Raw genomic sequence first — 14,383 nt, 5'->3', positions numbered from 1 at the left:
TCTCAGCTCGTGCGAACGCGGCGCTTGTGCGCCCAGAACAGCTTCTGGCCCAGCAGGGTGAGCGTCCCCGCCAGCACGATTCCGGCGAGGTTCACCAACAGCTGGAGGAACGAGCCGCCCGTCTCCTCCAGGTTGCCGTAGCTGAGCGCCACCGCCGCGTTGGCCGCGGCCGGCACGGTCGTGACCGAGATGGCGACCCCGACGAGGGCGCCGGACTTCGAAGAGGTCAGCGAGACGATCCCGGCGACCCCCGCGAGGAGCGCCACGACGAACGACATCGGGTCCGGCTTCCAGATGAAGGCCGTCATCGGATGCGGGTTGGAGAATTTCTCGTACGAGAAGATGCCGAGCGCGTCCAGCACCACGCTGAAGCCCCCCGTCAGCAGCATCGCCACCGGGAAGCCCACCAGCAGGGCCGTCAGGGACCGCCACAGCAGTCGTGGCGCCCGCCGTACGAGGCCCGTGCACACGCCCGCCAGCGGGCCGAACTCCGGCCCGACGACCATCGCGCCGACGATCAAGATGGCGCTGTCGATCAGCACGCCGCACGCCGCGAGCATCGTCGCGACGGTCAGGAACGTGAGGTAGGTGAGCGTCAGCCGCGACTCCTCGTGCGTGGCCTCGCTCAGCGACTCCCACAGCACCGCGTCCACGCCCTCGCCCGGCGCCAGCTCCTCGGCGAGATCGGCGCGGGCCGAGAGGGACAGATCGATGTCCTCCACGGAAATGGCGCCGTGCTCGGGCAGCCTCATCTCGCGCAGCTCACGCAGGAGTTCGTCCCCCGCCTCGCGGGCGACGTCGCACATGACGAGGTCGCCGACCGGGTCGCGGGCCGCGCCCTCCAGCACCACGAGATGGGTGGTGCCCACGGTCTTCTCCAAGAGGGATGTGACCTCGGTGGTACGGCCTTGAGGAACGATGATCCGCAGGTGCAGCATGGCGCGCAGCGTAGCGCTGTGACGCGCTGTGCAGTGCTACGGCCAGACCAGGCAGTACGCCTGATGGCCCGCTTCGTGGAGGCGGTCGGAGAAGTCCTGCCAGCGGTGCAGGAGTTGGTAGACGTTGAAGGCGTCCTGCGGGCCGGAGCGGTCGGGAACCGTGGACCAGATGAAGGCCGCGGCGCCCACCGTCTCCTCACCGATGCCGCGCAGCGGGTCCACGACCGTCATCGGAAGCTTCACCACCGCGTAGTCCGGGTGCAGGACGACGAGTTCGAGCGGCGGAACGCGGTGCAGCGGTATCCCCTCGATCCCCGTCAGCACCATCGCCGCCATCGTCTCGGGCTTGATCTTGGTGAACATGCCCTGGCCCAGCTCGTCCCCGCCCAGCTCCTCGGGGCGCATCGAGATGGGGACGCGCGCGGCCGTGGCACCGTCCGGTGCCCCGAAGTACTTGTAGGTCACCCCCACTCGGCCGCCACCCCTGCCGCTCCTGGTCTTCGCCGTGCTACCGATGCCCGCGAGGCCGCCGCCCCGCACGAGGCCGCTGCCGCGCGTGGTGCCGCCGCTCGTCGCGCCGCCGCTCGTGGTGCTGCCGGCCGTCCCGCTCTCGGACGCGGCACCGCCGCCTGCCGTTCCCCCGTCGGCCGTGCCGCTGTTCGCGCCGCTCCCCGCCGTGGTTCCGCTCTCGGCCGCAGTGCGCCTGTGGCGCCCCTGGGCTCGCTTCGGGCCAGTCTCCGAGGGGCCGGGCCCCTCTCCCAGTCCGCCACCGCGATGCATGTCACCACCCGACTGCTCATCCGGGCCGCACAGCCGTCCCCGTGCGGCCCGATCATCGTGTCAGAGACCTCCCCGTCCCGCGGACTGTGAAACGCCCCCAGGCCCCCGCGCACGGGGCTCTGACACCATGGCTTTCGTGACTTACTCGTACAGCGCCCCAGTATCGCAGTCGCTCTTCGACCGCGCCGCCGCCGTGACGCCAGGAGGCGTGAACTCTCCGGTCCGCGCCTTCCGCGGCGTGGGCGGTACGCCCCGGTTCATGGTGTCCGGTTCCGGTCCCTACCTCACGGACGCGGACGGCAGGGAGTACGTCGACCTGGTCTGCTCCTGGGGGCCGATGATCCTCGGCCATGCGCACCCCGAGGTGACGGATGCCGTGCGCAAGGCCGTCGAGCGCGGCACCTCCTTCGGTACGCCCGTCGAGGACGAGGTGGCGCTCGCCGAGGAGATCGTGCGCCGTATCGACCCCGTTGAGCAGGTACGACTCGTCTCCTCCGGCACCGAGGCGACCATGTCGGCGATCCGTCTGGCGCGCGGTTTCACCGGCCGTTCCAAGGTCGTCAAGTTCGCCGGGTGCTACCACGGGCACGTGGACGCGCTGCTCGCCGCGGCCGGATCCGGGGTCGCCACGCTGGGTCTGCCGGACACCCCGGGGGTCACCGGGGCGCAGGCGGGCGACACCATCGTGCTGCCGTATAACGATCTGGACGCAGTCCGTGCGGCGTTCGCGGCGCACCCCCGCGAGATCGCCTGTGTGATCACCGAGGCGTCGCCGGGCAACATGGGCATCGTCCCGCCGCGCGACGGCTTCAACCAGGGGCTGAAGGACCTGTGCCGGGCGGACGGCGCGCTCTTCATCTCCGACGAGGTGATGACAGGCTTCCGCGCGAGCGCGCGCGGCTGGTACGGCATCGACGGGGTGATCCCCGATCTGATGACCTTCGGCAAGGTCATGGGCGGCGGCTTCCCGGCGGCGGCGTTCGGCGGCCGCAAGGACGTCATGGACCACCTCGCGCCCGCGGGCCCCGTCTACCAGGCGGGCACCCTGTCCGGGAACCCGGTCGCCACCGCCGCCGGGCTGGCCCAGCTGCGGCTGCTGGCCGCCGACGACTTCGCCGCGCACGCGGTGGTGGACGCCGCGGCCCGGCAGGTGCGGCAGCTGGCCACCGAGGCGCTGAACAAGGAGGGCGTGGCGCACACGGTGCAGACGGCGGGCAGCATGTTCTCCGTGTTCTTCGGGGACTTCGGCGACGCGGGGGTCACCGACTACGCGGCGGCCAAGCAGCAGGAGTCCTTCCGCTTCACCGCGTTCTTCCACTCGATGCTCTCCCAGGGCGTCTATCTGCCGCCCTCCGGCTTCGAGGCGTGGTTCGTCTCCGCAGCGCACGACGAGCGCGCCATCGAGCGCATCGCCGAGGCACTGCCCGCCGCGGCCCGTGCCGCCGCCGAGGCGGTGCCGGCGTGAGCGGGAACATCGACATCGACGGAGTGGCGCCCGAGGCCGGGGCCGGGGCCCGCGCGGACGACAAGACCGTCACCGTCGTCCATGTGATGCGGCACGGCGAGGTCGAGAACCCCGAGGGCATCCTCTACGGACGGCTGGCCGGATATCACCTCTCCGAGCTCGGCGGCCGGATGGCCGACCGGGTCGCCGAGCACCTGGAGCGGCGTGACATCACTCACGTCGTCGCTTCCCCGCTGGAGCGCGCGCAGGAGACCGCGGCGCCGATCGCCAAGCTGCACGGCCTGGACGTCGATACCGACGAGCGGCTGATCGAGGCGGGGAACGTCTTCCAGGGCAAGACCTTCGGCGTCGGCGACGGCGCCCTGCGCAGGCCGGAGAACTGGCGTCATCTGCGCAACCCCTTCCGGCCGTCCTGGGGCGAGCCGTACATCGAGCAGGTCGTACGGATGCGGGGCGCGATCGAGAGCGCCAAGGACGCGGCGTTCGGGCACGAGGCCGTCTGCGTCAGCCACCAGCTGCCCATCTGGATCCTGCGCAGCTTCGTCGAGCGCCGCAGGCTGTGGCACGACCCGCGGAGCCGCCAGTGCACGCTCGCCTCGCTGACGAGCTTCACCTTTCTCGGCGACCGCATCGTCTCCGTCGGCTACTCCGAACCGGCCCGCGATCTGGTGCCGGCGCATCTGCGTGCGGGCGCCAAGCGCCCGAAGGGCAGCGGCGCCCGAAACCGCGGGGCAGGGGCCTGACGCCCGCTTTATTGCAGGGCGCAGCCCTCGCACGGGCATGGGGGAGGGGGCGCGGAAGATCCCTCAAAGGGGGCATGCGAAACTTTTCACATGAGCCAGACCCGCGCCTCCCGCCGCCGCACCACCCTGCTGGCCGCCGGGGTCGCCGCCGGCGCACTGCTGCTGTCCGCATGCGGCGGCGAGCAGACCGGCTCGTCCTCCGGCGACACCAAGTTCGTGAAGGGTACGGGCGAGATCACCAAGGTCTCCAAGGGCGACCGCACCTCGGTGCCTGATCTGTCAGGTCCCTCGGTCGACGGGAAGAAGCTGAAGCTCTCCGACTACAAGGGCAAGGTCGTCGTGCTGAACGTCTGGGGCTCGTGGTGCAGCCCCTGCCGCGCCGAAGCCCCCAACCTCGCCAAGGTCGCCCGGGACACCAAGGGCAAGGACGTCCAGTTCCTCGGCATCAACACCCGTGATCTGGACAAGGCCAACGCCAAGGCGTTCGAGCGGAACTACGAGATCGACTACCCGAGCTTCTACGACCCCAGCGGCAAGCTCATCCTCAAGTTCCCCAAGAACACCCTCTCCCCGCAGGCCATCCCCTCCACCCTGATCCTGGACAAGGACGGCAAGGTCGCGGTGCGGGCCCTGAAGGAACTGAACGAGAAGGAGCTGCGCTCGGCGCTCGACCCTCTGACCGACGCGAAGTGACCGCCCCATGACCTCCCTCGCGGCGACCTCCCTGGCGACGTCACAGGCGACGTCCTCCCTGGCGGCAACGGGGATGAACGGCACCGTCCTCAACGGTGCCCTGCTGCTCGCGCTGCCCATCGCGCTGCTCGGCGGACTGGTCTCGTTCTTCTCGCCGTGCGTGCTGCCGCTGGTACCCGGCTACCTCTCCTACGTCACCGGCGTCAGCGGCACCGACCTGGCCGAGGCGCGGCGGGGTCGGATGTTCCTGGGCGCGGGACTGTTCGTACTCGGCTTCACCGCCGTGTTCGTCTCCGGCGGCGCCCTCTTCGGCGGTTTCGGCTCCACCCTCCAGGAGAACCGCGCCCTCATCTCCCGGGTGATGGGCGGCCTGACGATCCTGCTCGGGCTCGCCTTCATGGGGGCGCTGGGACCGCTGACCCGCTTCACCCAGCGCGAGCTGCGTATCCACAAACGACCCGCGATAGGGCTGGCCGGCGCGCCGATGCTCGGCGTGCTCTTCGGCATCGGCTGGACGCCGTGCATCGGGCCCACGCTCGCCGCTGTTCTCACGCTCTCCTCGAACCAGGCGAGCGCGGGGCGGGGCGCACTGCTGACGGTGGCCTACTGCCTGGGCCTGGGGGTGCCGTTCGTCGTCGCCGCGATCGCCTTCCGGCGGGCGCTGGGCGCCTTCGGCTGGGTGAAGCAGCACTACGCGTGGGTCATGCGGATCGGCGGCGGGATGCTCGTCGCGGTCGGCGTGCTGCTCGTCACAGGCATCTGGGACCGGATCGTCTACGAGATCACGGTCTGGTCGTCCGACTTCACGGTGGGGATCTGATCCATGAGCACGACCGGTACCGGCAAGGGCACCGCCGAGGCGGCAGCCGACGAGGCCGGTGACGCGACCGGGCCCGACGGCGCCGGTAACGCGACCGAGGCCGCGGGCGAGCGTGAGGCCACGGCCCAGCTCTCCACGGCTCCCAGCGAGGAGAAGCTGAACGTTCCCTCGCTCGGTCCGCTGGGCTGGCTGCGCTGGTTCTGGCGGCAGCTCACCTCGATGCGGGTGGCGCTGATCCTGCTCTTCCTGCTGTCGCTGGGTGCCATCCCCGGCTCGGTCATCCCGCAGACACCCGTCGACGCCCTCAAGGTCGAGCGGTTCCGCGAGGAGCACACCACCCTCTCGCCGCTCTACGACAAGCTCCAGCTCTTCGACGTCTATACGTCGGTCTGGTTCTCGGCGATCTACATCCTGCTGTTCATCTCGCTGGTCGGCTGCATCGTGCCGCGTACCTGGCAGTTCATCGGCCAGCTGCGCTCCCGGCCGCCGCGCGCCCCGCGCCGGCTGGACCGGATGCCGGTCTACGCGACCTGGCGCACCGACGCCGAGCCGGAGCAGGTGCTCGACGCCGCTCGCTCGCTGCTGAAGCGCAGGCGGTTCCGTACGCACCAGGACGGCGACGGCACAAGCCGTTCGGATGCCGTCGCCTCCGAGAAGGGCTATCTGCGCGAGGTGGGCAATCTGCTCTTCCACATCGCGCTGATCGTGCTGCTGCTGGCCTTCGCCTCCGGGCAGCTGTTCAAGTCGGAGGGCCGCAAACTGATCGTGCAGGGCGACGGGTTCTCCAACGTCCTGACGCAGTACGACGACTTCCGGTCCGGCTCGCTCTTCAGCGCCGACATGCTCGACCCCTTCGGCTTCCGGCTGAAGAAGTTCCACGCCACCTACGAGGAGAGCGGCCCCAACAAGGGCACCGCACGCGACTACCGCGCCGACGTCGCCTACACCGAGGGCGCGAGCGGCAAGGAGAAGAGCACCTCGATCAAGGTGAACCACCCGCTGCAGATCGGCTCCTCCAAGGTCTACCTGATCGCCAACGGCTACGCCCCCGCGGTCACCGTCAAGGACGGCAAGGGCAACATCGCCTACCGCGGCCCGGTGCCCTTCCTCCAGCAGGACAACAACCAGACCTCCAGCGGCGTGGTGAAGGTCACCGACTACCTGGACGCCAAGGGCCGCAAGGACCAGCTCGGCTTCCAGGGCTTCTTCGTCCCCGACTTCGAGCCGCACAGCGGCACCATGTTCTCCCAGTCGCCCAGCCTGAAGAACCCGGCGATGTTCCTGACCGCCTACCACGGCAACCTGGGCGTCGACGGCGGGCCGGCCCAGAACGTGTACCAGCTGGACACCGAGAACATGACCAAGTTCAAGGACAAGGACGGCAGCCCCTTCGCCAAGAAGCTCACCCCCGGCGACACCATGACCCTCCCGAACGGGGCCGGCAGCCTCAAGTTCGACGGCGTCAAGCAGTGGGCGAACTTCCAGGTCTCCCACCAGGTCGGCAACGACTGGGCACTGGGCGGTGCCCTCACCGCCATCGCGGGGCTCGCGGGCTCGCTGTTCATCCAGCGCCGCAGGGTGTGGGTGCGGGCCTACGCGGCGGACGACGGGCGTACGGTCGTCGAGCTGGCCGGGCTCGGCCGCAGCGAGTCGGCCCGCCTGCCCGACGAACTCGCCTTCTTGGCCACCGACATGCAAGACGCGGCCCCCGTCGCATCCCCGGACACCGCCGATCCTGCTGAAGCCCCCGAAGGAGCAGGCAAGTGAACCTCCTCGCAGCCGAACCCAACGAGCAGCTCGCCCAGATCAGCAACTATCTGATCTATTCGGCGATGGCCGTCTATGTGCTGGCCTTCTTCGCGTACATCGCCGAGTGGACGTTCGGCTCCCGCAGCAAGGTGGCCCGTACAGCTGCCGCGCTGACGAAGAAGCCCGCGGCGGAAGGGGCCGTCCCGGCCCAGGAGTCCGGCGTCTCCGTGCGGACCAAGGAGGAGGGCGGCGGCACGGCGGTGCTGGAGAAGCCCGCACCGCCGAAGATCGTCACCCGCTCCAGCAGCGGTCGCCGCGGCGATCTGCCCGACGGCCCCGGGGCCGCGGCCGGCGACGAGCAGGGCGATATGTACGGGCGGATCGCGGTCTCGCTCACCGTACTGTCCTTCCTGCTGCACTCCGGCGGGGTGCTGACCCGTTCGCTGTCCGTGCAGCGCGCCCCCTGGGGCAACATGTACGAGTTCTCGACGGCCTTCTCGATGGTCGCCGTCGGCGCCTACCTGGGCTTCCTGGCGGCGAAGAAGAACGTCCGCTGGATCGGGCTGCCGCTGGTCACCACCGTCCTGCTGGACCTGGGCCTGGCCGTCACCGTGCTGTACACCGACAGCGACCAGCTCGTCCCGGCGCTCCACTCGTACTGGCTGTGGATCCACGTCTCGCTCGCCATCATCTGCGGCGCGCTGCTCTACCTCGGCTTCGTCGGCTCCCTGCTCTACCTGTTCCGGGACGCGTACGAGACGAAGCTGCTGCGCGGTGACAAGCCCGGGAACGTGCTCTCCTCGATCATGGAGCGGCTGCCCTCGGCGAACTCGCTGGACAAGTTCGCCTACCGGATCAACGCGACCGTCTTCCCTTTCTGGACCTTCACCATCGTCGCGGGCGCCATCTGGGCGGGCGACGCCTGGGGCCGCTACTGGGGCTGGGACCCGAAGGAGGTCTGGTCGTTCATCACCTGGGTCGCCTACGCTTGCTACCTGCACGCGCGTGCCACAGCGGGCTGGAAGGGCCGTAAGGCGGCATACCTCGCACTGCTCGCCTTCGCCTGCTTCCTGTTCAACTACTACGGCGTCAACATCTTCTTCAACGGCAAGCACTCGTACGCGGGAGTCTGAGGGGCCCATCCCGAGGGGGCCCGCTCTCTCCGGCGTGCCGGACGAAGGCAAGGCGGAGCTATGAGCACCGAAAGCCGGCCTGGGACCGTGGCCTCCCTGCCCTACGACATCCCGTACGGGACCGCGCGCAGCAGCGCGGACGGTGCGGCGCACACGGTCGGCTTCGAGCTGTCGTACCCGCATCCACTGGAGAGCGTCTGGGCGGCGGTCGCCACCCCCGCGGGGCTGCGGGGCTGGCTGGCCGCCGCCGACCCGTTCGAGCCGGGCCCCGGCGGAGCGGTGACGCTGCGCTGGCTGAACCGCGGCCCTGCGGGCTCCCTCGACGAGGGCGGCCCCGTCTCCGCTGAGGGCTTCGCCGCGCCCGGGCGGATCACCGCCTGGTCGCGCCGGCGGCTCGCCGAGTACACGGTCGACGGGCGCGGCTCCTTCGGCTTCACCTTGCGGGGCTCCCTCGACGACGACTGCACCCGCGTCCGCTTCCGCAACGACTTCACGGGTGACACGGAGTGGGTGCTCGACGTCCTCGCGGGCTGGCACCAGCACTTCGAACTGCTCGCCGAGGAATTGCGGGGCCACCCGACGGACTGGTCCACCTGGACCCCGGATCGGTTCACCGCGCTGCGTGCGGAGTACAGCACCTCTCGCCGCTGACGCCTTTCTCGCGGCTTGCCTCTCTCGCCGCTTCCCCCTTCTCGCCGCAACGGCGATACGCCACGGCGAGACAGTGTCCGGCGACATGGGCGACGGCCTGAGCCCGTCGACAATTCCGCCGGACTCTCGCCATCGTGGCTGAACGCCGCTGCGGCGAGAAAAGTTCTCAGCGAGATCAAGTTCGCAACGAGATTACTCGTCGCGGTCCCGGCGGTTGCGCAGCTCCTCGTCCGGGCGGTCAGCGTGAGAGGGCTCTGCGCGAGGGGGCTCTGCGAGAGGGGGCTCCGCGTCCTTCGGCGGCTCCGCATTGCGCGGCTCCGCATCATCCTGCGGCTCCGCGTTCTTCGGCGGCTCGCTCCCTCCCGCGGAGGGCTCCGCAGGAGGCTCCGCAGGGGACTGGCCCAGCGACTTGAGGAAGTCCGGGTTGTCATCCGGGGCAACCCAGCGGCGCTCGTTGGCGCGTACCGCGCCATAGGGCGCGTTCCGGCGGGGACGGCCCACCACGAACCAGGCGATGGGGCCCAGCAGGACCTGCCCGAACAGCAGGATGATGATGACCCACAACACCTTCGGCAGCTTGCGCACCTCGTTCTCCGGGGTGTTCAGGCAGTCGATGAAGGCGTAGATCCACAGGGCGAGGATCAGGAGAAAGGGCAGGAGCCTGATGATCACGCGGAACGCCCCCTGGGTGCGAGATGCCGCCGGACGGATGCGGGGTGGGGGCCCGGCGCGCGGAACCCCACGGAGTCAGCGTAATGGCCCGAGCCAAACCCCCGGCGCTCAGGGCGCGGACATCAGGGAGGATACTGAGGCGTATGGCATACGACGATCTCCGCTCGCTCCTGCGAGCCCTGGAGCGTGACCGCGACCTCGTCCGGGTCAAGGCCGAGGTCGATCCGCACCTCGAGGTCGGGGAGCTCGTCGACCGGGTGAACAAGGCGGGCGGCCCCGCGCTGCTGTTCGAGAACGTCAAAGGCTCGGACATGCCGCTGGCCATGAACGTCTACGGCACCGACCGCCGCCTCCTCAAGGCGCTCGGCCTGTCCTCGTACGACGAGATCAGCGAGAAGATCGGCGGCCTGCTCAAGCCGGAGCTGCCGCAGGGCTTCGTGGGCTTCCGGGAGGCGTTCGGGAAGCTCGGTGCGATGGCGCACGTACCGCCGAAGAAGGTCAAGGACGCGCCCGTCCACGAAGTCGTCCAGCAGGGTGACGAGGTCGACCTGGACCGGCTGCCCGCGCTGTTCACCTGGCCCGAGGACGGCGGCTCGTTCTTCAATCTGGGCCTCACCCACACCAAGGACCCCGACACCGGCGTACGGAACCTGGGCCTCTACCGGCTTCAGCGGCACGACCGCCGCACCATCGGGATGCACTGGCAGATCCACAAGGACAGCCGCAACCACTACCAGGTCGCGGCGCGGCGTGGTGAGAAGCTGCCCGTCGCCATCGCCTTCGGCTGCCCGCCCGCCGTCACCTACGCCTCCACCGCGCCGCTCCCCGCGGACATCGACGAATATCTGCTGGCGGGCTTCCTGCAGGGCAAGCGGGTGGAGATGGTGGACTGCAGGACCGTCCCGCTCCAGGTGCCCGCCGCCGCCGAGGTCGTACTGGAAGGGTGGCTGGAGCCGGGCGAGATGCGGCCGGAGGGCCCGTTCGGCGACCACACCGGCTTCTACACGCCGCAGGAGCCCTTCCCCGCGCTGACCATCGACTGCGTCACGACGCGGAAGCGACCGCTGCTCCAGTCCATCGTGGTGGGCCGCCCGCCGACCGAGGACGGGCCGCTGGGCCGGGCCACCGAACGGTTCTTCCTGCCGCTGCTGAAGATCATCGTGCCGGACATCGTCGACTACCACCTGCCCGAGTCGGGCGGCTTCCACAACTGCGCGATCGTCGCCATCGACAAGCGGTACCCCAAGCACGCGCAGAAGGTCATGCACGCCATCTGGGGCGCGCACATGATGTCGCTGACCAAGCTCATCGTCGTCGTGGACAAGGACTGTGACGTGCGGAACCTGCACGAGGTCTCCTGGCGGGCGCTGGGCAACGTCGACTACGCGCGCGACCTCACGGTGGTCGAGGGTCCCGTCGACCATCTCGACCACGCCTCCTACCAGCAGTTCTGGGGCGGCAAGGCAGGCATCGACGCCACCCGGAAGCTGCCCGAGGAGGGCTACACGCGCGACGGCGGCTGGCCGGAGATGATCGAGTCGGATCCGCGGGTGGCCGACCTGGTGAGCCGCCGCTGGAAGGAGTATGGCCTGTGAGCTGGGGGTACCACCGGCCGGAGGCTGGGGGAGTTACTGCGGCTGCCGCGCTGCAGACGACGACGATCTCCGCAGGCTGCCGCGGGAGCGGAGAAGCGAACGGAGATATGCAGTGAGCGGCAGCACAGCTGAGGGGGTGCTCGGGCCCGGCCCGGGTGCGGATATCGGCCGGGTGCGGGCTTTCCTCCGCCTCGTCGTCATCGAGCACTCGGTCTTCGCGCTGCCGTTCGCCTACATCGCAGCGCTCACGGCGATGTTCCGCGACAGCCGCAGCGTCCACTGGTGGCAGCTGTTCCTGGTGACCGTCGCCATGGTGGGAATGCGGACGTTCGCCATGGCCGCCAACCGGATCATCGACCGCGAGATCGACGCCCGGAACCCGCGCACCGCGGAGCGGGAGCTGGTCACCGGCGCGGTGTCCGTCCGTACGGCCTGGACAGGGGCCGTGGTCGCCCTCGTGGTCTTCCTGGGCGCCGCAGCGCTGCTCAATCCGCTGTGCCTGGCTCTGGCGCCGCTCGCCATCCTCCCGATGGTGGTCTATCCGTACGGGAAGCGCTTCACCACCTACCCGCACGCCATCCTGGGGCTCGCGCAGGCCATCGGGCCCACCGGTGCGTGGATCGCCGTCACCGGCGCCTGGTCGTGGCACGCCGTCGTCCTCGGTCTGGCCGTGGGCATCTGGATCGGCGGCTTCGACCTGATCTACGCCTGCCAGGACGTGACGGCCGACCGCGCCAACGGCGTCAGGTCAGTACCCGCCCGCTTCGGCACCGCCGCGGCCCTGTACGCCACCCGCGTTGCGCACCTGATCACGGTGGCACTGCTGGTCGCCTTCGGTCTGCTCACCCACGCCGGCGCCTTCTTCTGGCTGGGGCTGCTGATCGTCGCGGCTGCCTTCGTCTACGAGCACACCATCGTCCGCCCCCACGATCTGTCCCGCCTCAACCGCGCCTTCTTCCAGGTCAACAGCTTCATCGGCATCGCCCTGTTCGGGTGCGCCCTGCTCGACCTGGTGGTGCGAGGGTTCGGCGTCTGAGCAGCCCGCCGCCGCGCAACGGGCCGGCGGCGGCTGTCAGTGCCAGGCCGGCTTGCCCTCGGTCAGGGCGCGGGGCTCGGCGGTGAGGCGGGCGGCGAGGACGCCGCCTATCAGGCCGAAGAGGTGGCCCTGCCAGGAGACGCCGGACTCGGTGGGCAGGACGCCCCACAGGATGGAGCCGTAGAAGACGGCGACGACCGTGCCCAGGGCGACATCGGTGATCCGGCGGTCCACGAAGCCGCGGGCCAGCAGATAGCCGAAGAGGCCGAAGATCAGTCCGGAGGCACCGGCGGTGTTGCTGTTCGCCGGGGCGATCAGCCAGACACCGAGGCCGCTGACCGCGACGATGATCGCGGCGACGGCGAGGAAGCGCCCCACCCCGCGCAGCGCCGCCAGGAAGCCGAGGATCAGCAGGGGCAGCGTGTTGGCTATCAGATGCTCGAAGCCGAAGTGCATGAAGGCGCTGGGGATCACATCGACCAGTTCACCGGTGCGGCGGGGCTGTATGCCGAAGGTGTCCAGGGCGTTGCCCGACGCCTGGTCCACCGCCTCCAGCACCCACAGCAGCGCCACCCAGCCGACGATGAGCTTCCCGGCCGCCATCGCCTTGGCGCCGCCCGAGCCGCCTGAGCCGTTCGCCATGCTGCCTCCCTCGCGGGGCGTCCCCCCGCAGGACGTACCCCGTCACGTTCTATAACGGCGAAAGGTGTGCTGAGGGTTCCCGATGTGCCGGGCAGGGGGTGCCCCTGGGCGGAGTGTGCGGACTGCGGGTTTGTCGTGGCTGGTCGCGCAGTTCCCCGCGCCCCTTCGGGGCGCGGCCCCCATGCCGGGTACCCGAGATCGACAAGTTCTAGATGTCGCCCGTGCCCAGGGCTCCGTACATCACCGCGGCCAGCAGGTCCTGCGGCTTCACCTCGCGGGCCCCGTCGGGGGCCTGCACCGAGACGGCGTCACCGCCGCCGAAGTCCAGCCGCAGGGGGAGGTGCACCTTTTCGGCCTGCTTGCCGCTGAGGAACTGGTCCAGGCCGACGGTGAGCCCCGTCAGCTGGCCGCGCCGGATCTGGAGGTCGGCGCTGACGGTCCTGTCGGGCACCGTCGTCGGGTCCAGCCGGGCGCCCAGCGCCTCCAGGGCCCGCGACAGATCGGGGGCCGCCCGGCGTGCGGGCATGGAGACCGTCACGTGCTCGGCGCCGCCGTACTCGCCCGCCTTGTGGAACCGGGCGTACTTGCCGAGGGTCTTCTCCAGTCCCTCCAGGAACTCCCGCTCGGACTCCCCGTTGAGGGCGCGGCCCGCGGCTGTCGCGCGGCTCAGCCGCTTGCTCGTCTCGTCGCTCTGCTCGGAGCCCTCCGCGGCGTGCTGCTGGGACCCGCCCCGCTGCTCCCCGTGCTTTTCGCTCTTGTTCTCCTCCGCGGTGATCTCCTGTGCGGCGCGCGCGAAGTCGTCGAACGACTCCGGGTCGATCTCGACCCACCTGCCCTTGAGGGCGTCCTTGGCCGAACCGAGCGTCGTCGGCAGGTCCTTGGCCAGGGAGACGATGGTGCGGGCGCGCTGCCGGTCCGCCTTGGAGCCGCCGGTCTGCGCGACGAGGGAGCGCAGGTTCATCCGGACGTACAGCTTCTCCTCGACCGACTTGGCGGCCAGCACGTCCTTTCCGCCGAAGTTGACGGCCGTCGCGAACCGGAGGCGTTCGGAGCGGCTCAGCTCCTTGAGAGGGGTCTCCTCGCGGTCGGAGCCGACGGCGAAGGTGAGTTCGCCGCGGGTGAGGAGCCGGGCCGCGTGCCGGACCGAACCGGCGTCGTCGCCACCGGCGGCGCGCAGAAACTGCTCGGCGTCCGCCCTGCTGCCGTCGACCGACACCAGCACGGAGGCGGAAGGCTGCTCGCCCAGCTTTTCGAAGGCGTGCTTCACCTTGAGCCCTGTGGTCACCTTCTCGGCCATGGAGCAGCCGGTGACGGTGACGGCCAGCACGGTCGCGCACGCCGCTGCCGCGGCGGCCTGTCCTGTGTGCCGTACGTGACTGACGTGCCGTCGGCTGTTGACGTGGTAAAGGCGGGTGACACGCATGCCCTTGAGGCTACGCGCTTCCGCCCCGGCGCGAGCCCGCGGA

General features: G+C 70.1%; 14 protein-coding genes. 9 read left to right on the top strand and 5 right to left on the bottom strand.

Going from position 1 to position 14,383, the window contains the following annotated elements:
• Positions 1 to 2 precede the first annotated feature (2 nt).
• Together ACTWQF_RS05405 and ACTWQF_RS05400 are read right to left on the bottom strand one after the other, a co-directional pair.
• On the bottom strand, positions 3 to 938 hold the full coding sequence (locus tag ACTWQF_RS05405) for a DUF389 domain-containing protein (RefSeq protein WP_443277459.1): 936 nt from the start codon (positions 936 to 938) through the stop codon (positions 3 to 5).
• A gap of 36 nt (positions 939 to 974) precedes the next feature.
• Positions 975 to 1,718, bottom strand: coding sequence for a hypothetical protein (locus ACTWQF_RS05400; protein WP_443277457.1), 744 nt, complete (start codon positions 1,716 to 1,718; stop codon positions 975 to 977).
• Between the two features lie 136 nt (positions 1,719 to 1,854).
• On the opposite strand from ACTWQF_RS05400, the gene hemL reads away from it, so the two are divergent.
• The 7 genes from hemL to ACTWQF_RS05365 all read left to right on the top strand — a co-directional run bounded on the left by hemL (position 1,855) and on the right by ACTWQF_RS05365 (position 8,972).
• Positions 1,855 to 3,183 carry a glutamate-1-semialdehyde 2,1-aminomutase gene (hemL, locus tag ACTWQF_RS05395; protein ID WP_443277455.1) on the top strand — a complete coding sequence of 443 codons (1,329 nt, stop codon included), beginning with the start codon at positions 1,855 to 1,857 and terminating at the stop codon, positions 3,181 to 3,183.
• Positions 3,184 to 3,269: 86 nt separating this feature from the next.
• Positions 3,270 to 3,926 (top strand): histidine phosphatase family protein, encoded by a 657-nt coding sequence (locus ACTWQF_RS05390; RefSeq protein WP_443277592.1) that lies wholly within the window; start codon positions 3,270 to 3,272, stop codon positions 3,924 to 3,926.
• A 90-nt stretch (positions 3,927 to 4,016) separates the two neighbouring features.
• Positions 4,017 to 4,619, top strand: coding sequence for a TlpA family protein disulfide reductase (locus ACTWQF_RS05385; RefSeq protein WP_443277453.1), 603 nt, complete (start codon positions 4,017 to 4,019; stop codon positions 4,617 to 4,619).
• A 7-nt stretch (positions 4,620 to 4,626) separates the two neighbouring features.
• Positions 4,627 to 5,439: a cytochrome c biogenesis CcdA family protein gene (locus tag ACTWQF_RS05380; RefSeq protein WP_443277452.1), complete on the top strand. Its 813-nt coding sequence runs from the start codon at positions 4,627 to 4,629 to the stop codon at positions 5,437 to 5,439.
• Between the two features lie 3 nt (positions 5,440 to 5,442).
• Entirely contained in the window at positions 5,443 to 7,206 is a 1,764-nt protein-coding gene (gene resB, locus ACTWQF_RS05375) for a cytochrome c biogenesis protein ResB (RefSeq protein WP_443277450.1), read from the top strand.
• On the top strand, positions 7,203 to 8,321 hold the full coding sequence (gene ccsB / locus ACTWQF_RS05370; RefSeq protein ID WP_443277449.1) for a c-type cytochrome biogenesis protein CcsB: 1,119 nt from the start codon (positions 7,203 to 7,205) through the stop codon (positions 8,319 to 8,321). The genes resB and ccsB overlap by 4 nt, the downstream gene beginning before the upstream one ends.
• Before the next feature lie 60 nt (positions 8,322 to 8,381).
• Positions 8,382 to 8,972 carry a hypothetical protein gene (locus ACTWQF_RS05365; protein WP_443277447.1) on the top strand — a complete coding sequence of 197 codons (591 nt, stop codon included), beginning with the start codon at positions 8,382 to 8,384 and terminating at the stop codon, positions 8,970 to 8,972.
• A 192-nt stretch (positions 8,973 to 9,164) separates the two neighbouring features.
• On the opposite strand, the gene ACTWQF_RS05360 is transcribed toward ACTWQF_RS05365, so the two are convergent.
• Complete coding sequence (locus ACTWQF_RS05360; RefSeq protein WP_443277445.1) at positions 9,165 to 9,644, bottom strand: PLDc N-terminal domain-containing protein; 480 nt, start codon at positions 9,642 to 9,644, stop codon at positions 9,165 to 9,167.
• A 143-nt stretch (positions 9,645 to 9,787) separates the two neighbouring features.
• Here ACTWQF_RS05360 and ACTWQF_RS05355 point away from each other — a divergent pair, with 143 nt between their 5' ends.
• Both ACTWQF_RS05355 and mqnP read left to right on the top strand, forming a co-directional pair.
• Positions 9,788 to 11,239 (top strand): menaquinone biosynthesis decarboxylase, encoded by a 1,452-nt coding sequence (locus ACTWQF_RS05355; RefSeq protein WP_443277443.1) that lies wholly within the window; start codon positions 9,788 to 9,790, stop codon positions 11,237 to 11,239.
• 112 nt (positions 11,240 to 11,351) lie between these two features.
• Positions 11,352 to 12,275, top strand: a complete 924-nt coding sequence (gene mqnP, locus ACTWQF_RS05350; protein ID WP_443277441.1) for a menaquinone biosynthesis prenyltransferase MqnP — start codon at positions 11,352 to 11,354, stop codon at positions 12,273 to 12,275.
• A gap of 36 nt (positions 12,276 to 12,311) precedes the next feature.
• Here the strand turns inward: mqnP and ACTWQF_RS05345 are convergent, their stop codons facing one another.
• Both ACTWQF_RS05345 and ACTWQF_RS05340 read right to left on the bottom strand, forming a co-directional pair.
• Complete coding sequence (locus ACTWQF_RS05345; protein ID WP_443277439.1) at positions 12,312 to 12,917, bottom strand: rhomboid family intramembrane serine protease; 606 nt, start codon at positions 12,915 to 12,917, stop codon at positions 12,312 to 12,314.
• A 208-nt stretch (positions 12,918 to 13,125) separates the two neighbouring features.
• Positions 13,126 to 14,340: a hypothetical protein gene (locus tag ACTWQF_RS05340; protein ID WP_443277437.1), complete on the bottom strand. Its 1,215-nt coding sequence runs from the start codon at positions 14,338 to 14,340 to the stop codon at positions 13,126 to 13,128.
• Positions 14,341 to 14,383 lie beyond the last annotated feature (43 nt).

Origin of the sequence: Streptomyces sp. 8N114 (genome assembly GCF_052245835.1) — a bacterium.
Classification (GTDB): domain Bacteria; phylum Actinomycetota; class Actinomycetes; order Streptomycetales; family Streptomycetaceae; genus Streptomyces.
This window is presented reverse-complemented; position numbering and strand designations above follow the sequence as displayed.